Origin of the sequence: Aureispira sp. CCB-E (genome assembly GCF_031326345.1) — a bacterium.
Classification (GTDB): domain Bacteria; phylum Bacteroidota; class Bacteroidia; order Chitinophagales; family Saprospiraceae; genus Aureispira.
In genome coordinates this window covers 6,479,264-6,497,270 of the sequence record NZ_CP133671.1, presented here as the reverse complement: position 1 = coordinate 6,497,270, position 18,007 = coordinate 6,479,264, and the positions used below count along the sequence as shown (strand labels likewise).

Genomic DNA, 18,007 nt, shown 5'->3' with positions numbered 1-18,007 from the left:
ATTGTGCTAAAAATAATCATACTCACAGAGTAAGTATTAATTAATACAATGACATGGAAAAAAATAAACCACAAGTCAACTTACTAATTCCTCTTTATAACGAAGAAGAGGTCTATGATAAATTGATAGAGCGACTAACCAATGTAATTGAAAAAACTACATTGGACGTTAGTGTGATTTTGGTAGATGATGGGAGCAAGGACAAAACGCCTTTTTTTATGCGAGAGACGGCTTTAAAAGACGAACGATTTAGCGCTGTTTTCCTGTCTAGAAACTTTGGACATCAATTAGCATTAACAGCAGGATTAACGTGCATCAATGCAACAGAGGCAGTTTTGATTTTGGATGGTGATTTGCAAGATCCTCCAGAGTTGCTAGATAAATTTTATGCGTATTACAAAGAAGGCTATGATGTTGTATATGCCGAGCGCTCTTCTAATGCTGAAAAGTCGTTTAAAAGGTTAACATCTAGATGGTTTTATCAATTGTTTGATAGAATGACAGAAACTAAAATCCCTTTGAATACGGGGGATTTTGCCTTAATAAGTCGTCGAGTTGCTGATATTTTAAATCAAATGCCCGAAGAAAGACGCTTTATTCGAGGTATGAGAAGTTGGGTCGGATTTAAGCAGAAGGGAATCTTTTTTGATCGCCCACAAAGAGAATATGGAGAAACAAAATATCCATTAACAAAAATGCTTCGACTTGCTTTGGATGGTATTTTTAGTTTTAGCGAAGTGCCAATCAAATTGATTATCAACCTAGGGATACTCGCCGTCTTATCAAGTTTTATATTCTTAACGATCACCTTGTATAGAAAATTTTACTTGGATGTTGTCGGAGAAGGATTTACAGCTTTAATCTTTGCAATTACCTTATTTGGTGGGGTACAACTGATTTCGATAGGTGTGTTGGGAGAATATATTGTAAGAATATTCTTTCAAGTCAAAGAACGCCCTTTGTTTATTATAGAAAGTAGAATAGAAAAACAAAAAGAAATAAATGGACAAGAAATTTTATAAAGAGTATTATAAACTAGAGCGAAGCCATTGGTGGTTTACAGCTCGCCTAAATATATTAGAAACTCTTTTTGTCAATAGAATACTCAAGAAAAGAAAAAACCTAGATATATTAAATACTGGAGTGGCTACAGGCGCAACAACAACAATGTTAGAACAATATGGAGCAGTCACTTCATTGGAGTACGACAAAGATTGTTGTGAGTTTTTGGATGAGGTGGTTGGCATCAAAGCAATTAATGCTTCTTTGACAGAACTACCTTTTGAGAGCAATTCATTTGATGTTGTTTCTGCTTTTGATGTAATTGAACACATAGACGACCACGTATTGGCGGTACAAGAAATTAAACGTGTTCTAAAACCCAACGGAACCATTTATTTGACCGTACCTGCATTTAATTTTTTGTGGAGTAACCATGATGTGATCAACCATCACTATCGAAGGTATACCAAGAAAGAATTGGTTACTATTTTAGAAAAAGAAGGGTTTAAAATCGATTATGGTTCTTATTTTAACTTCTTCTTGTTTTTGCCCATTTTGGCCGTTCGAATGTTGTTTAAGATAATTCCTAGGAAAAAAAATGAAGGACAGACAGGATCAGATGGCGAAATTTTACAGTCAAATGGTTTTGTGAATAAAGTACTGCATTGGTTGTTTAACAAGGAGTTAATCTTTTTAAATCGAGGAATTCGTTTGCCTTTCGGAGTTTCGGTTTTGGTCATAGGAACAAAGTCTTAACGGCTAACGGTTTTTTTCTCTTCAACTTATTCTTTTTTTTCTAAAAAAATTCCTTATTCTTTAATTTTATGTTACCTTTGTACCTGCAATTCACGAAATTGCCAAAGTGACCTTAAATAAAAATAAAAAAACAACAATAGAATTATCATGAAAAAAGATATTCATCCAGAGAGCAATCGTCTGGTATGTTTTAGAGACATATCTACAGATACCACTTTTTTAATGCATTCTTCTGCACCTTCTAGCGAAAATATTGAAGTTGATGGTGTTGAATATCCACTAGTGAAAGTAGAGATTAGCTCTGCTTCTCATCCTTTCTACACTGGTAAAATGCAATTCGTGGATACTGCTGGACGTATTGACAAATTTAACAAGAAATTTGCTAAGTTTGACAAGTACATGGTTAAAGACGAAGAAAAAGCTGCTGAATAAAAAGTACTATTGGGTGTAATCCATTAGTGGCTTTCTATTGATAGCATGAATATATAGGGTTAATCAACTTTGGTTGGTTAACCTTTTCTTCATTGGGGTATTATGCTTACTTTAATAGTATTGGGTAAACCTGTTTGTATACATTGATCGTGGAGGTGGCACAAGATGTTCCTTATGTTTTTTATCAAAAACTAAAAATACGTGAAGTATTATTCTAATAAATAGCTATTTTAAAGAACCAGTAATGTCATTGTTTATTTTGTATAAAAATTATTGCCATGAAAGCTTTTTCGTTCTTTTGTATCAGTTACTTAATAGGTGGAGTCTTATGGGCACAATTGCCTTCTAATATATACGCCGATGCAGCCTATGCCCCTTTTTTGTATGGAGTTGCATCGTTTGACCCAACGGATAGTCAAGTGATTCTATGGACACACATTACTCCTAACAATACACAATCTACGATTAATGTTAATTGGGAAGTAGCAACGGATAGCAACTTTTTAAATGTGGTGCAAACAGGAACAGTAGCAACTGATTCGACCAAAGACTGGACCGTTGCCGTAGACGTATCTAGCTTAAACGCCTATACAACATACTATTATCGTTTTCAAGCACCGAATGGCAATTATACTCGAAAAGGGAGGACAAGAACGGCACCTGCTGCTTCAGGCAGTTCTACTGTCAATCACTTGCGTATGGCAGTTGCTTCTTGCAGTTCTGTTTTCTCTGGTTTTTTCAATTCTTATCAACAAATTGCACAGCGTTTGGATCTTGATGTGGTGCTGCATTTGGGGGACTATATCTACGATTTTGTCGATCCCGATGAGGAAATTCGTGTTCCTGTACCGTATCCTAGTACTCCAACTACTAAGCAAGAGTGGAGAGAACGACAGCGATACTATTTGATGGATCCTGATTTGCGGCTAGCTCGTCAGATGCACCCTTGGATTGTTATTTGGGATAACCACGATACGGACTACAATGGAAGTCCTACTCAAGCGGAAGATAGTAGAGCGGCATTTTTAGAATATGTGCCTATGCGACTTGTCACTCCTACGGATACCAAAAAAATCTATCGTAAATTTAGCTATGGTTCTTTGGTCGATATTTTTATGATTGATATTTTGCTGTATCGAAATATAGATAATCTGCCATCAGGAGAGCCTAGTATCTTGGGGACGAGCCAATATAATTGGCTGACAACCGAATTGCAAAACTCTACCGCAAAATGGAAGTTGATTGGAAATCAAAAAATGATGTGTGGTTGGTCGGTAGCTAATATCCCACCATTTTTTCCTGCAACAATAGGAAATGGTTCTGTGCTAGATCCTAAAAGTTGGGATGGCTTTGATGGTTCTAGAGATCGTTTATTAGATTTTATAGAAAATAATGCTATTAATAATGTAATGGTTTTAAGTGGGGACGCGCATGTTTCTATGGCAGCCGATTTGCATCAAGCTCCGACGGGCAGTGGATATAATGGAAGTACAGGAAATGGTTCTGTAGCGGTTGAATTTTTGCCAACTTCTATCACTAGAGGTAATTTTGATGAAATGGGGTACCCAAGTTGGGTGGTTGGTGCTGTAGAAGGTTATATGGCTACTGCTAATCCCAATCAAGTTTTTTCTAATATTGTAGAGCATGGTTACGGTATCTTAGATATAAAATCGGATTCAGCTATTGCAGAATTTTGGTACATGGATATCTTAAATGCTACAACAAACCAAACATTTGAAAGAGGTTTACTGCTAAAAGATGAAGAAAATCATTGGCATCGAACGCCCCTAACTACTCCGACAAGCCCAAAGGACTATAATGCTACGATTACCAATCAGAAAAAAATAACGAATCGAGTAAAAAATACGACAGAACTAACTGTTTTCCCCAATCCTTCTGATGGGCAATTCTCGATAACATTTTCACTACATAACAGCCAAGAGCTTTCTATCGAAATCGTAGACGTTGCTACAGGAAAGATGCTCCAGACAGTACTTCAACAGCGCTTTAAAAGCAATGTCCAACATAAGGTTGAACTGGATTTAAAAAAGCTATCGGCGGGGTCGTATTATTTGCGTTTAAAAGGAGAATCCTTAGAAACAGGGAAGGTAATCGTTATTCAGTAAGCATTTTTATTTGTAGTTTTGAGTGTATTTGAAGGTTTAAAATAATATTAGTAACACAGGACAAGGCTTCGTGGGAAAATTGATACAAAGATGTGTGCAATAGCAAAGCGATAACGAAGTACTAACAAGAAGAATTATATGTATAATCGACGATCATTTTTAGGAAAATTGGGTTCTTTGGCAGTTGTAGCGGGTAGCACTAGTATGATGCCTAGCTTTTTAAAGGCTGCATCTTTTAGCAGCGAAGAAGGGCGATTGCATAAATTGACAATTTTACATACAAATGATGTACACAGCAGGATCGAACCCTTTCCAATGGATGGAGGAAAGAATGAGGGACGTGGAGGTATTGCCAAACGAGCAGCACTGATTAATAAAATTCGCCAAGAAGAAGAACATGTTTTGCTATTGGATGCGGGAGATATGTTTCAAGGCACTCCTTACTTCAATTATTTTGGCGGAGAGTTGGAGATGAAATTGATGAGCAAAATGGGCTATGATGCTGGCACAATAGGAAATCACGATTTTGATGGTGGAATTGATGGCTTGCACAAACAGTTGACTACTCAAGCTAATTTTCCATTGGTCAATTGTAATTACGACTTTTCAGACACGATTATGAATGGGCATACCAAGCCCTACCAAATTTTTCAAAAAGGACCTATAAAAGTTGGTGTACTGGGAGTTGGTGTAGAGCTAGAAGGATTGGTACCTAGTCCATTGTATAAAAAGACTAGATATACAGATCCCATAAAGAAGGCAAACCACTATGCTAACATCTTAAAAAATGAAGAAAAGTGTGATTATGTAATTTGTTTGTCGCATTTGGGGTATATGTATAAAACCAACAAAGTTTCAGATGTAGTACTGGCAACTAGTACTCAAAATATTGATTTGATCATAGGAGGACATACCCATACTTTTTTAGATAAACCTACGATTATAACGGTGGATAACAAAGAAACTTTGATTACCCAAGTAGGGTGGGCAGGAATGGTTTTAGGGCGATTGGACGTTTATTTTGAGCGGAATTGCCAAGACAAATGTATTCAATGTAAAAATCAATCGATTGGATAATTGAATTGTTCGTCAGGATTTCTATTGGTTGTTTTGGTCAATTTGGAAAGAAAAGAATGAGCAGAGTTAGGCTTTAAAGTGTGTAAAAAGTACTTTCATTCAAAGTAGGCATGATTTTTTGCAGAGATGTTGTCATGAAGAAAAAAGATTCAAGTTCCAAAAATTAAAAACTTCCTATTTAAATACTTTTATTTAGTGTTATAAGGTGTAAATTATTTGCTTATGTTGCAAGTAAGGTGTTTGTAATAAGTAATTTATGTTGTCTTAAGTAGGGTTAAAAAAAAAGATTTTTTTTGCTTTTTTTTTTGGTAAATAAATAGTTCTTTTTTTTGTCAATTGAAATTCCTTTTTTTTTTCCATTCCCATTTTTTTTAACGACCTTAGCCAAACTTCTCTAATTAGTTTAGGAACTTTTTGTGGAAAACAAGCTTCATTTTTTGCTTATTTGATTAAAAATGTATCAAAAACAAGCATAATTTGAAATATACAGAAAATATTTATACTATAGGAGATTCCCATTAAAACACTATTAATTTGTAATAGTCTGTGTAAGATTTTGTCAGCCAAAAATTCAAAAAGAATAATGACTTTTGACGGCTTCAGACAATCGCCATTTTTGCATGAATTATTGTAGTTCTTAGCGTTGGCTCAAATAACCAAATCAAATTTTCAAGTCCGTATTATTCAGTAAGAATAACCCTATATTATAATAAAGCCATTATGAGTGCAGATCATGTCCAAGTTTGGCAAAATTGTTTAGCAAAAATAAAGGAAAGTGTTAACGCACAAAGTTTCTCTACTTGGTTTGAGCCAATTAGACCGTTGCGCCTAGACGGTTCAGTTTTAACAATACAAGTTCCAAATAAATTTTTCTATGAATGGCTAGAAGAACACTATGTTGTTGTCTTAAAAGAAGCGATTCAAGTAGAAATTGGAGCAGATGCTCAATTGGAGTATTTGATTCCTAAAAAAACAAACATACCTAAAACACCCTCTTTTAAGAAAGAAAATCTAGAGGCAAATGCTTCTAAGAGTGGTTTGAAAGGTGGAAAAATTAAAAATCCTTTTGTAATACCTGGTATCCAAAAGTTAAAAATAGATTCTCAACTGAATCCTAACTACACCTTTGAGCATTTTATTGAAGGCGACTGCAACCGCTTGGCACGTTCCGCAGGCTTAGCGATTGCCAAGCGTCCAGGAAAAACCGCCTTTAATCCTTTGATGATTTTTGGCGATGTAGGTCTAGGAAAAACACATCTGGCACATGCAATTGGCAATGAGGTTGCGACACAATTTCCAGAAAAAGCAGTGTTGTACGTTTCTTCAGAGCGATTTACCAATCAATTTATTGAAGCGCTTCGAAACAACGCCATTAGTGATTTTGTGAAGTTCTATCAAATGGTCGATTTGTTGATCGTAGATGATATTCAGTTTTTGGAAAACAAACAAAAAACACAGGATATTTTCTTCTCTATTTTTAATCACTTGCATCAAGGAGGCAAGCAGTTGATTTTGACTTCCGATCGTCCACCAAAAGAAATGGCAGGCATCGAAGAACGTTTAATTTCTAGATTTAAATGGGGTTTGTCTGCGGATTTGCAAATTCCTTCCTTAGAAACTCGTATGGCAATCATCCAAATGAAAATGGATAACGATGGAGTTGATTTGCCTCCTAATGTACTCGAATTTATATCGTACAACGTGCGGACAAATGTTCGTGAAATGGAAGGGGTATTAATTTCTATTATTGCTCAGGCTGCTTTAAACCAACGAGATATTGATATTGATCTGGCAAAAGAAGTGATTAGTAAATTTGTTGACAACATATCCAGTGAGGTTACGGTTGAATTAATTCAAAAAATTGTAGCCGAACACTACGATTTGCCTGTTGAAAAATTAAAAGAAAAAACAAGAAAACGCTTTGTTGTTCGAGCCAGACAGTTGTCTATGTATTTGGCAAAACAATTGAGCAATAAGTCTTTGAAACACATTGGAAATGCTTTTGGAGGACGAGATCACAGTACTGTAATACATGCTTGCCGTTCTATCGAATCTTTATTGGAAAACGATACACGTTTCAAAAGTGAAGTATCTGATATCTCAAAACGCTTAAAATCAACAGGCTTGTAGTGTAGACAAGGAAATAAGTGGTACTATTTAGTAGTTATTAAGTTCATCAATAGAGAGATTTGAAAATTAAAAATTTAATGTGATTCATTATTTTAATTTTCAAATCTTTCGTTTTTTTAGAAGGAATGGTTTGCTGAAATGAGGAAGGAGTAAGGAGTAATGCTACGAATGATTGATGGATTACGATTTACAAAGAATTTGCTTATTTTTAAATGAATTGAATTTGTTTAAGTGGCATCTATACTATCGATCTTCTAATCCTCTAGTATGTTAAAACAACTCTTATTTTACTTAAAGGTATCCCGTCCTGGCCTTTGGTTTGCAACACTTTGGTTGTATTTGTTGCCAACGAGTCAAATGAGTACAATCGTAAGCACTTGGGAATTTTGGTACGGGCTTTTTTATGTCTGCTTTCCGCTCAATTTTCTGGTGTATGGTTGGAATGACATTGTTGATTATGAGACAGATGCTTTAAACCCTAGAAAAGATAGTTTTTGGTTTGGTGCTAGGGGGACAAAGAAAGATTTAGACGTTTTGTGGCAAGCGATTGCAATTAGTCAGCTCCTATTTTTTCCTGTATTGATTGGTATAGGAGGTTGGGAGGTTGGGTTATTTTTAGTCCTGTTTATTGTAATAAATGGTTTGTACAACCTGCCAGAAAAAGGTTTGAGGAGCCATCCTCCTTTAGAATTGTTGTGTCAAGTGGGATATTTATTAGTAGTTCCTTTGAGTATATGGATCAATAATTTAGAGGGTTTGCCTTGGCAAACCTATGTCTATTTATTTCTATTTGCAATACAATCTCATATGATGGGAGAAGTAATGGATATTGAGCCTGATAAAAAAACTGGACGAAAAACAACGGGAACAATTTTAGGCATTCGAAACACAAAATTACTTATTATAACTATTGTATTGTTAGAAGTTATTTTGCTGTTAGTTGTTTATCAAGAATATATTTTTGGAGGAATATTGGCAATGGGCTTAATGTGGTTGCTGTTGGATGTTTTTCTTTTATATAAAGACAAAACTTACTCCGTTTGGGAGATGAAATTATTTGCATTGATGTCCAATATAGTTGCTATATTTAGTATGGCCTATGTTTGGTGGTCGGGCTGTTTGTTACAAACGGCTTTTTAAGCCTAGAGCCAACATCCATTTCTACACAAAAATTGCCCTAAAAAACGAATCATAAAACATAAAGACAGAAAAGATGCGAGCAATTATGAATTGGAGTGGTGGAAAAGATTCTACCTTAGCACTCTACAAAACATTGGCAGGAGGCATTCCTCTACACGGTTTATTTACAACCATAAGTCATCAGTTGCGTCGAATAACCATGCATGGCATTCGAGAGGAATTGCTAGATGCTCAAGCAGCAGCTTTAGAGCTTCCCTTGTATAAGTTAGAATTACCTCCTTCGGATACGATGGAGGTTTACAATGAGTTGATGCAAACTAAAATGAATGTTTTTAAAACCGCAGGCGTGACTCATTCTATATTTGGGGACATTCATTTGGAGGATTTAAAGACGTATCGAGAAGTGCAACTCCAAAAAGTAGGTGTCAAGGCTTTTTTTCCACTGTGGCAATTGCCTGTAGAAGCAATTCTAACAGAATTTATTAGCCTTGGCTTCAAAGCAATTGTTGTTTGTGTCAATGCTAGGTACTTGGACAAGAGTTTTGTGGGAAGAAGACTAGATATGGATTTTATCAATGACCTGCCGCCCAATGTTGATATTTGTGGTGAGAATGGAGAGTTTCATAGCTTTGTATATGATGGACCTATTTTCAAACGACCTGTTCCAATACAATTAGGAGAAGTAGTTTATAAAGATTATTCTAATGGAAAAGAGACGCTAGAGTATGATACAGGGTTTTATTTTCAAGATATATTACTGGCTAATACAGATGGTTAACAACGATTGTAGGCTATATCTAAGGGACAACATAGCTAACATTTTCTAAAAAAAACTTTAAAGTCGATAAAAATAGTTTAATGTCCCGTTAAATGTTAAAATTAGAATCAAACATCTTTTTTTAAGAAGAAATAAAATTCCTACTTTGTGATTAAACCAATAAAACTTAGAATCGACTAAGATAAAACAAAGGCTATCTTTTGTATAAGAGTATAGAATTTCTACCTTTGTATGTCCTAAAAATGAGTTTAAAAAACTTAGGATAAATTTTTAGACCAAATTTGATTTTACCATATCATATAGCATCACAACAATTTAAAAAATAAGAATGAAATCATTTAATAGACTCAGTACTATTACTGGATGGTTGATGTTTGCTGTTGCGGCAACAGTTTACATGTTAACGGCAGAACCAACCTCAAGTTTGTGGGATTGTGGAGAGTTTATCTCAGCAGCGTATAAATTAGAAGTTGTGCATCCTCCAGGGGCACCCTTATTCTTAATGATTGGATCCATTTTTGGATGGATAGCTACGTTATTTTCTGACGATCCTTCAACCATTGCTTATTCATTGAATGTGATGTCAGGACTTTGTACGGCATTCTTAGTTATGTTTGTCTGTTGGTCTACCATTATGCTGAGCAAATTAGCAATGGTAGGGCGTTATGATGCTCCGCAAGAAGGAGGAGAGACTTTAGCCATATTAGGTTCTGGAGTCGTAGCTGGTTTGGCAACTACTTTTGCCACTTCTGTTTGGTTCTCTGCGGTAGAAGGAGAGGTCTATGCGATGTCTTCTGGCTTTACAGGTTTGGTTATGTGGGCAGCTATTAAGTGGTATGTTACCGACCATCCGAAAGCAGATCGCTGGTTGATTTTTATAGCCTATATGATGGGCTTGTCTATCGGAGTGCATTTGCTGAGTTTGTTAGCCATTCCATTTTTGGGTGTTTTATTCTATTTCAAAAAGAAAGAATTGGAAGATGGAGACACGAATTTCTCTTGGAAAGGGGCTATTATTGGCTTTATAGGAGGTTTTGGTGCCTTGGTTGCCGTACAGTATTTTATCATACCTCGTTTGCCTCAAATGGCTGCCGCTGTTGATTTCTTCTTTGTCAATACCTTAGGTACAGGCTTGGGAATGGGTGTTTTGTTCTTTATCATCCTTTTGGTTGGAGGAATTATAGCAACCTTGCGTTACGCACATCAAAAAAAGAACTATTACCTACATTTAGGAACAATGATGTTTGCTATGATATTGATTGGATTCTCTTCTTATGGTATGGTTGTCGTTCGTGCCAATGCTGAGACCGCTATTAATATGAATAATCCAAGTGACCCATATAGTATGTTGTCGTACTTAAATCGCGAACAATATGGAACTCGTCCTTTGATTTATGGTCCTCATTTCGCATCTGAACGCAGTGGTGAATATCCTAAGGATAAAGATGTTTGGAGACCAGTAGAGAAAGATGGGAAAATGGTTTATGAGATTGTGGATGAAAAAAGAGATGTAGGGTATAAGTCAAGTGACATGATGTTTTTCCCTCGATTGGGACACTTTGACCGTGCAGGAGAATATATGAAATGGATGAGCCTTGGTCCTTCAGGAAAACCAACCATGGCCAATAATATCGGTTTCTTTTTTGAATACCAATTAGGGTATATGTATGGACGTTATTTTGCTTGGAACTTTATTGGTCGACAAAATGCGTTGCAAGGAACAGATGGTAAAGTGACTAGAGGAAACTGGTTGTCGGGTATAGCTCCTATTGATGCGATGCGTTTGCACAGCCAATCTAATTTGCCGAAATACATCAAAGAAGATAAATCGAGAAATACATATTACTTTTTGCCATTTATTTTTGGTTTAATTGGATTGATTTTTCATGCTTCAAAACGTTCAAGAGAAGCAGCCGCCTTGGGAGTGTTGTTCTTAATGACAGGAATTGCCATTATTGTCTTTACCAACCAACCGCCTAGAGAGCCTAGAGAGCGTGATTATGTAATTGTGGGATCTATCTTTACCTTCTGTATGTGGATGGGAATGGCTGTGCCATACATTTACGAGTTATTGAAAGACAAAATACCAGGAATAGGAGCAGCAGGTTTGGCAACTGTTTTGGTGTTAACAGCCCCTGTTATTATGGGAGCAGAAAACTGGGACGATCATTCTCGTGCCGACCAATATGGTGCTAGAGATTATGCCATCAACTTCTTGGAGTCTTGTGCGCCTAATGCCATTATATTTACCTATGGAGACAACGATACCTATCCATTGTGGTATGCTCAAGAGGTCGAAAATATTCGTCCTGATGTTCGTGTCATCAACTTTAGTTTATTGGCTGTGGACTGGTATATCGACCAGTTGCGTCGTAAAATTAACGAATCGCCAAAAATAGAAATGACCATACCTAAGGCAGCTTATAGAGGAAAACTCAGAAATTACTTGCCTTTCCAAATTACACAAGGAGAACGTTATATCAATTTGCACGATGTCATTAAATTTGTAGGTTCTACGCCAAGTAATATGAATCCACAAATGCTAGAGCAGTATGCTAGTTACATTCCTGCTAGAAATGTCTACCTTCCTGTTGATAAGGAAAAAGCAATTAAAAATGGAGCTATCAACGAGAGTATTCCTGATTCTATGATCTTGCCTGCTGTCAAGTTTAAATTGAAAGAAGGGCAGTTTATGATGAAAGATGAGATTGCTTTGATGGATATTATTGCGACCAATGCGCAACGTGGTTGGGAACGTCCTATTTATTTTGCGGTGACTTGTCGCCCAGAAAAAATTATGGGACTAAAAGATTACTTGATGTTAGAGGGAATGGCCTTACGTATCGTTCCTTATAGAACTCCAAGTCAATCAACAACCGCTATCTTGATGGGAAAAGTCGATACCGATTTAATGTATGAGAATATGGTAGGAACAGAGGAGCAACCAGGTAAGTTTAGATGGGGGAACTTTGATAAGAAAGACTTCTTTATCAATGAGAGTTATATGCCTTCTGTACATAGCTTGCAGTATGGATTTGTTCGCTTGACGGATGCTTTAATTAGAGAAGGAGACAAGAAACGTGCAGAAGCGACTGTAGACAAGTTCTTTGAGTCGTTCCCACATATGAACTTCCCATACGAACAAAGTAGAATGTCCTTGCAAGGAATTCGTTTCTATTTAGTAGAATTAAAGTCGGAAGCAACAGAGGAAAAAGCTAAACAACATATGGATATTTTGGCAGAAGCCTTGATTGATCGTTTATCGTTCTACAATAGTTTAACTTCTGCGGCAGATCAAAAAGCTTTTGCAGGAGAACGCAACGAAATGTTGGGAATGATTCAGCAGCTGATGCAGTTTGTCAGTTTGACTTCTGATGAAGCCTACAAAAAGGAAATGTTAGCGCGTTTGCAACCTTATGCTCCGCAACAACAAGCACCTCCAACACCTCCTGTTAAATAAAAAAATAAAAACACAGAACAAGACCTCAAGCACGATTGTTTGAGGTCTTTTTTTTTGCAAATTGGGGGGCATTTTGATTTATGACTAAAGAAAAGCCAAAAATTAGAGGGCTAATCACTAAATATTCGCTTTTTTTTAAGAAATTTGCAGTTCTAAAATAAAAACCAACTATGAAATTACAGGAGCGTTTGGCTTTATTGGTAAAATTAGGAGCTTATATACAGCAAGATACCGAAGCAAGACAATATGCAATTGCTTACACAGAACGAAATAATCGTTGGCTGACAAAGGAAAATTCACGAAATGCCTTGCAAAATTTTGCAACCGAATTTTTAACCGCATCGGCTTTAGAAGCTTGGATCGCTAACTATCCATCTTTGAAGGAAGAGAGAAGGTCTAAAAAAATTGGTCTGGTCTTGGCAGGTAATATTCCTGCAGTTGGTTTTCATGATGTATTAACAACGTTTATCGCAGGTCATCAAGCTATGCTCAAGTATTCTGAAAAAGATCAATACTTGATTCCATACATGATTGACTTTATGATAAAAGAAGATCCAAGAAGTGCTGCTTACTTTAAGCCTGTGTTGCGATTGAAAGATTTTGATGCGGTTATTGCTACTGGAAGTAATAATTCAGCCTTATACTTTGAGCAATATTTTAGCAAATATCCCAATATCATTCGAAAGAATAGAAATTCAATTGCCGTTCTGGATGGGACAGAAACAGAGGAAGAATTGTTGGCTTTGGGAAGCGATATTTTTGCCTATTTTGGCTTGGGGTGCCGTTCTGTTGCCAAACTATATGTACCCAAGGAATATGATTTTTTCAATTTCTTGAGCCTAATGGATCAGCATTATAAAACGATAATGGATCACAATAAATACAAAAATAATTACGATTACAATCGTTCTATTTATCTGTTGAATAATGTCCCTCATTTAGCCAATGATTGTTTGATGTTATTGGAACATGAAAGTTTGTTGTCTCGTATTTCTTCGGTACATTTTGAGTATTATAATAATGAAGAAGATCTACAAGCAAAATTGGAAGGAGCAAAGGAGCAAATACAATGTATTGCGACAAAAATGAACCTTCCACAAAAAAATACGGTTCTTTTAGGGCAAGCTCAAAAGCCTGCTTTGGAGGACTATGCAGATGGCGTTGATACGCTACAATTTTTAATAGAATTATAGTTTGTTAACAAGAATAGGGTAGGAGGCGCTCTACTATTTTTAGAGTAGCACTATCATTATAAAGTAGTTGCAAACTAAAAAAATATTACGTCACGACCAACTGGCTATTCCCCAGAACAACTGAAAATTAGTTGATAGGTACAAAACGTTGAATAAGAAATGATTATTTATTTAACTCGTAGAGAGAATTTTAATGCTGCTCACCAATTGTGGGTACACGAATGGTCTGAAGAAAAAAACTTTCAAGTATTTGGCAAATGTGCCAATAAAAATTTTCATGGCCATAATTATGATTTAATGGTGACCATCAAAGGTAAACCTGATCCTGTGACGGGGTTTATTATGGATGCGAAGAAATTGAGTACAATTATTAAAAAAGAAGTTTGCGATATCTTAGATCATAGCAATCTAAACATGGACCCTAATTTCTTGCCGAAAGGAACACCGCCAACAACTGAAAACTTGGTGTATTATATCTGGAAACAGATAGAGCCTCATTTGGATGCCAACTGTCGAATGCATTGTGTGAAGTTGTATGAAACGCGCAATATCTGGGCAGAATACTATGGCGAAGAAGATTTTTAGGGCGACTAAAAAACTTAAAACCGATTCATTAACTATAGGAATGATGCTGAAAAGTTATAGAAATATTGAGTACTTTTAGTTAGCCTTGTTATGGAATAGAGTTTAAAAACGGAGTGACAAAAAAGAATTGTTATTCCGTTTTTTTTGTTAAGGTTTTTGAGGTTGAATGGTTTATGTCGGGGTGGAAGCATCTTTTTTGCTGCTTTTTGTCTCAATTATAAAAGTATTTATCCTTTATTCAATTTCGTATAATTGCACTGCAGTCCCATAAGCCAAAATTTCAGAGACGCCTTCTATCGTTGTACTAGAAAAACGAAGCCCAATGATAGCATCTGCTTTTAGTTTTTGGGCGGCTTGAATCATTTTATTTAAAGCTTCCTCTCTTGCATGAGCTTGAATCAAAGAAAAATCTTCTATTTCCCCTCCCATTAGATTGGCTAAATCAACCCAAGTATTTCGACTTTTGTTTCTAGCAAAAGCTATATTACCTCGTACCAGTCCAACAATTTGACGAATTTGTCTTTGCGGGATGATTTCAGTTGTTGATAAGATCATAATACTTAGTTTGCAATAGCATAAGTGCCATTAGGTTTTATCCAAACTTTAGGTAGGGTATGTTTGGTTTCAAAGTAATCAAAAATAGGATATAAATTTTGCCAAAATACCATATGTTGGGTGGCATTATTAATCAACGACTTCATTTTGTTGGATGGGAAAATATGGACTTGAATTTTTGTTTGCCCCAAGCGTTGTGCTTCGGAGGTTAAAGCATAGAGTTCTTCTATTTTTCTATTGGTAATGGGAATACAACCAATACTAGCACAACCGCCATGAATGAAAATATCACCGCCAGGATATTGAGCATGCCCCAATTTTCGATCAGAATCATTTGGGTAATTTAAACCGAGTGATAAATGAAATTTACTATTGGGATTAAAGCGATCGATCCAGTAACACCCTTCAGGAATTTGCCGATCTCCTTCCTGGCGTTTAGGTCCCAATAAGCCCGAAGAAGTACAAAAAGAATACGTTTGTATTTTTTTAAATTGCTGCCCAAGTTTCTCTTTTGCCCAAACTTCTAAGATTTGCTCTTTTTTAAATGCTCTTAAAAACAGTTCAAAATTGGTAGAGTCAATTTGTTGTTTTTGTAATAAAAGTAACGGACTAGAGGAGACCGTTTGAGGTCTAGGAGAAGAAGGGTTATTACAAGCTGTTGTTAGTAAAATAAAGGAAAATAAGAGCAATATAGGATTCATCAAATTATCTGTTTAAGAAATAGATAGCTAGTAATGTTATTGTAATTGTAGCAATAATAAAAAATACCAGCATTAAACGTGTATTTTCGTTGTTCTTTATTTGCTCTAAATGTTGTGCTGCTTTGGTGCGTTCCGTTTGGCTTGCTTTTTTAAATACAAGTGGTGTTGTGCCAATAGATTTGTCAAAATCTTTGGTTGGAAAAGGAGTGTGGCTTCGCTTGTTTTCTCGTAATGAGACAATAGCATGCAGCATGCTTCCTGCGCCAGGCATAATGATTGATATTTTTAGATGAAAAAATAGTTTTGTGATAAAAGTAACGTTACCTAACCCCAATAAGCAGCAGCAAGTATTAAACAAAAAATACTTAAAAGAATACTTCCCCAAATAAGTAAACTTTGTGCCTTTTTATATGCGCTATGATTGGGGGTTGACAAAGGCACTTGCTTGTGCTTTTTAGCACGGGACGAAAATTGTTGCGCTAATATGGCAGGTCTTGTGAAATTTAATATCATAATAGTAAAGCTATTTGTATTGATAATGATACTATTGTAACAAGGTTTGATCCTAATTTAGTTCCCAACAATACCTAATAAGCAACAAAAAACCTCCTGTACAACAAAAATGCACAGAAGGTCTTATAGTATTTGTAGAATTGATCTGAGTTAGCATCAATAATTGCAACTCGTACTATTTCTTTTTAGCTTTAGCTGCTTCTTTTTCCGCTTTTTTCTTTGCCTTAGCCACTTCTTTTTCGGCTTTCTTTTTAGCTTTGGCAGCAGCTTTTTCTGCCTTTTTCTTCGCCTTAGCAGCAGCTTTTTCGGCTTTTTGTTTCTCTTTTAAAGCTTTTAGTTCTGCTTTTAACTCTGCTTTTGTTTTTTCCTTTGTAGGTTCTTCGACCACAACAGGTTCTTCTTTGATGACCTCTTTAACTTCTTTGACCTCTTTTTGGGGGTCTGCCTTTGGTTCTTTGACAACAACAGGATCAGAAATGGTATAAGGAAACTTTTTAGGATTGGCACAAACCTCTTTTGCTGCAATGGCAAAGTTATTTTGATCTACCTCACTTAAAATTAAATCACCAACCACTTTGATTTGTTTAGGAGTCATGCATTGACCTTTGATACCATCTTGAGCAATATTTAAGCGTTGGTCAGCAGCGGCATTTTGAACTTTGTCTTTAAGAGCAAGAAAAGCATCTTTTTCCATTGGTAGGCAAGTCAAATCGGTTGGTGTTAAGGCAACACTTCGTTTGGTGCGCATTTGACGTTGACCATTTCTCTCAACGATTTCCTTAATTAATGTGGTTGTCTCCTCTACAATGCTCGTTGTTCCGTCGGCATTGGTTGTTGTGATGTATTTGTTAATAATCGTGGTCCCCTCTTTTTCTTCTGCTTGAGGTGCTGGCGTAGCTGCCGCTACTTCTGTCTCTCCTTCGATATCGGCAGAAGAACCACTAAATTTACCAGATCGTTTACTTTCTGCTTCTTCTTCTAATGTTCCATGTACTCTGTTAATTTCAGGATCACGTTCTACCATATCTTTGCTTATATCATTGGCACTCTTCATACCTTGAATGCTAACCCCTGCGTCATTGTAAGCCAAGACGGTTTGTTTGTTGCTAACAGATTGAACTTGTGCTAAAGGAACAGAACTGTACTGCTTTAGTTTCCAAGAATTATCGTCTTTTTCAATTTGAAACGAAGTTTCTTTCTTTCCAAGTATTCTAACATTAGACTTAAATGCTTTGCGGGTTTTGTCTGTAAAAAACACCGTTACCCAATAGTCTCCTTCAGGGATATCTGTTACTTTGATATTCGTATTGGCATCTTTATTCTGAAATTTGTTATCCAAAGCTATATGAAATGTAGCACCATCAGTGGAAAAAACAACACAATTTCCCTCTTGTGCATTCAATAGAATAGGAAGACTGACGAGCAGTAAGATGTAGTATAGATTTTTTAAATTCATATTTGATCAATTTTTGTTAGAGTAAAAGGTTCTTGATAAATAGTTTGATAATCAGTAGAAGTCATCTTTTATGATCAACTCAAAGTTAGTTAAAATTAAACAC

General features: G+C 36.0%; 15 protein-coding genes. 11 read left to right on the top strand and 4 right to left on the bottom strand.

Annotated elements, in window-relative coordinates; translation table 11 throughout:
- The first annotated feature begins 53 nt into the window (after positions 1–53).
- The 11 genes from QP953_RS25165 (at position 54) to QP953_RS25115 (ending at position 14,679) form a co-directional block, all read left to right on the top strand.
- Entirely contained in the window at positions 54–1,022 is a 969-nt protein-coding gene (locus QP953_RS25165; protein WP_309553304.1) for a glycosyltransferase family 2 protein, read from the top strand.
- Positions 1,003–1,758 carry a class I SAM-dependent methyltransferase gene (locus tag QP953_RS25160; protein WP_052597703.1) on the top strand — a complete coding sequence of 252 codons (756 nt, stop codon included), beginning with the start codon at positions 1,003–1,005 and terminating at the stop codon, positions 1,756–1,758. Before QP953_RS25165 ends, QP953_RS25160 begins: the two co-directional genes overlap by 20 nt.
- A 147-nt stretch (positions 1,759–1,905) precedes the next feature.
- Entirely contained in the window at positions 1,906–2,190 is a 285-nt protein-coding gene (locus QP953_RS25155) for a type B 50S ribosomal protein L31 (RefSeq protein WP_052597702.1), read from the top strand.
- A gap of 278 nt (positions 2,191–2,468) precedes the next feature.
- Positions 2,469–4,316: an alkaline phosphatase D family protein gene (locus QP953_RS25150; protein ID WP_309553303.1), complete on the top strand. Its 1,848-nt coding sequence runs from the start codon at positions 2,469–2,471 to the stop codon at positions 4,314–4,316.
- 138 nt (positions 4,317–4,454) lie between these two features.
- Positions 4,455–5,393: a bifunctional UDP-sugar hydrolase/5'-nucleotidase gene (locus tag QP953_RS25145; RefSeq protein ID WP_052597700.1), complete on the top strand. Its 939-nt coding sequence runs from the start codon at positions 4,455–4,457 to the stop codon at positions 5,391–5,393.
- Between the two features lie 720 nt (positions 5,394–6,113).
- Positions 6,114–7,523, top strand: a complete 1,410-nt coding sequence (dnaA, locus tag QP953_RS25140) for a chromosomal replication initiator protein DnaA (RefSeq protein WP_052597699.1) — start codon at positions 6,114–6,116, stop codon at positions 7,521–7,523.
- Between the two features lie 267 nt (positions 7,524–7,790).
- Positions 7,791–8,663 carry a UbiA family prenyltransferase gene (locus QP953_RS25135; protein ID WP_309553302.1) on the top strand — a complete coding sequence of 291 codons (873 nt, stop codon included), beginning with the start codon at positions 7,791–7,793 and terminating at the stop codon, positions 8,661–8,663.
- A 73-nt stretch (positions 8,664–8,736) separates the two neighbouring features.
- Entirely contained in the window at positions 8,737–9,441 is a 705-nt protein-coding gene (locus tag QP953_RS25130) for a diphthine--ammonia ligase (protein ID WP_052597697.1), read from the top strand.
- Positions 9,442–9,769: 328 nt separating this feature from the next.
- Positions 9,770–12,901 (top strand): DUF2723 domain-containing protein, encoded by a 3,132-nt coding sequence (locus tag QP953_RS25125; protein WP_309553301.1) that lies wholly within the window; start codon positions 9,770–9,772, stop codon positions 12,899–12,901.
- Positions 12,902–13,071: 170 nt separating this feature from the next.
- A complete protein-coding gene (locus QP953_RS25120; protein WP_309553300.1) occupies positions 13,072–14,094 on the top strand; it encodes an acyl-CoA reductase in 1,023 nt (340 codons plus the stop codon).
- Between the two features lie 159 nt (positions 14,095–14,253).
- Positions 14,254–14,679: a 6-carboxytetrahydropterin synthase gene (locus tag QP953_RS25115; RefSeq protein WP_052597694.1), complete on the top strand. Its 426-nt coding sequence runs from the start codon at positions 14,254–14,256 to the stop codon at positions 14,677–14,679.
- 234 nt (positions 14,680–14,913) lie between these two features.
- Here QP953_RS25115 and QP953_RS25110 read toward each other — a convergent pair whose 3' ends face one another.
- From QP953_RS25110 to QP953_RS25095, 4 genes are all read right to left on the bottom strand, one after another.
- Positions 14,914–15,234, bottom strand: coding sequence for a YbjQ family protein (locus QP953_RS25110; protein WP_052597693.1), 321 nt, complete (start codon positions 15,232–15,234; stop codon positions 14,914–14,916).
- Positions 15,235–15,239: 5 nt separating this feature from the next.
- Complete coding sequence (locus QP953_RS25105) at positions 15,240–15,935, bottom strand: L,D-transpeptidase family protein (RefSeq protein WP_309553299.1); 696 nt, start codon at positions 15,933–15,935, stop codon at positions 15,240–15,242.
- Between the two features lie 4 nt (positions 15,936–15,939).
- Positions 15,940–16,206 carry a hypothetical protein gene (locus QP953_RS25100; protein WP_052597692.1) on the bottom strand — a complete coding sequence of 89 codons (267 nt, stop codon included), beginning with the start codon at positions 16,204–16,206 and terminating at the stop codon, positions 15,940–15,942.
- A 417-nt stretch (positions 16,207–16,623) separates the two neighbouring features.
- Complete coding sequence (locus QP953_RS25095; protein WP_309553298.1) at positions 16,624–17,904, bottom strand: hypothetical protein; 1,281 nt, start codon at positions 17,902–17,904, stop codon at positions 16,624–16,626.
- Positions 17,905–18,007 lie beyond the last annotated feature (103 nt).

Excerpts from the sequence above, each read along its gene's own strand:
- QP953_RS25105 (WP_309553299.1), bottom strand. The coding sequence starts at position 15,935 with ATGAATCCTATATTGCTCTTATTTTCCTTTATTTTACTAACAACAGCT.
- QP953_RS25145 (WP_052597700.1), top strand. The coding sequence starts at position 4,455 with ATGTATAATCGACGATCATTTTTAGGAAAATTGGGTTCTTTGGCAGTT.
- QP953_RS25115 (WP_052597694.1), top strand. The coding sequence starts at position 14,254 with ATGATTATTTATTTAACTCGTAGAGAGAATTTTAATGCTGCTCACCAA.
- QP953_RS25120 (WP_309553300.1), top strand. The coding sequence starts at position 13,072 with ATGAAATTACAGGAGCGTTTGGCTTTATTGGTAAAATTAGGAGCTTAT.
- QP953_RS25160 (WP_052597703.1), top strand. The coding sequence starts at position 1,003 with ATGGACAAGAAATTTTATAAAGAGTATTATAAACTAGAGCGAAGCCAT.
- QP953_RS25155 (WP_052597702.1), top strand. The coding sequence starts at position 1,906 with ATGAAAAAAGATATTCATCCAGAGAGCAATCGTCTGGTATGTTTTAGA.
- QP953_RS25100 (WP_052597692.1), bottom strand. The coding sequence starts at position 16,206 with ATGCCTGGCGCAGGAAGCATGCTGCATGCTATTGTCTCATTACGAGAA.
- QP953_RS25130 (WP_052597697.1), top strand. The coding sequence starts at position 8,737 with ATGCGAGCAATTATGAATTGGAGTGGTGGAAAAGATTCTACCTTAGCA.
- QP953_RS25165 (WP_309553304.1), top strand. The coding sequence starts at position 54 with ATGGAAAAAAATAAACCACAAGTCAACTTACTAATTCCTCTTTATAAC.
- QP953_RS25110 (WP_052597693.1), bottom strand. The coding sequence starts at position 15,234 with ATGATCTTATCAACAACTGAAATCATCCCGCAAAGACAAATTCGTCAA.
- QP953_RS25125 (WP_309553301.1), top strand. The coding sequence starts at position 9,770 with ATGAAATCATTTAATAGACTCAGTACTATTACTGGATGGTTGATGTTT.
- dnaA (WP_052597699.1), top strand. The coding sequence starts at position 6,114 with ATGAGTGCAGATCATGTCCAAGTTTGGCAAAATTGTTTAGCAAAAATA.
- QP953_RS25095 (WP_309553298.1), bottom strand. The coding sequence starts at position 17,904 with ATGAATTTAAAAAATCTATACTACATCTTACTGCTCGTCAGTCTTCCT.
- QP953_RS25150 (WP_309553303.1), top strand. The coding sequence starts at position 2,469 with ATGAAAGCTTTTTCGTTCTTTTGTATCAGTTACTTAATAGGTGGAGTC.
- QP953_RS25135 (WP_309553302.1), top strand. The coding sequence starts at position 7,791 with ATGTTAAAACAACTCTTATTTTACTTAAAGGTATCCCGTCCTGGCCTT.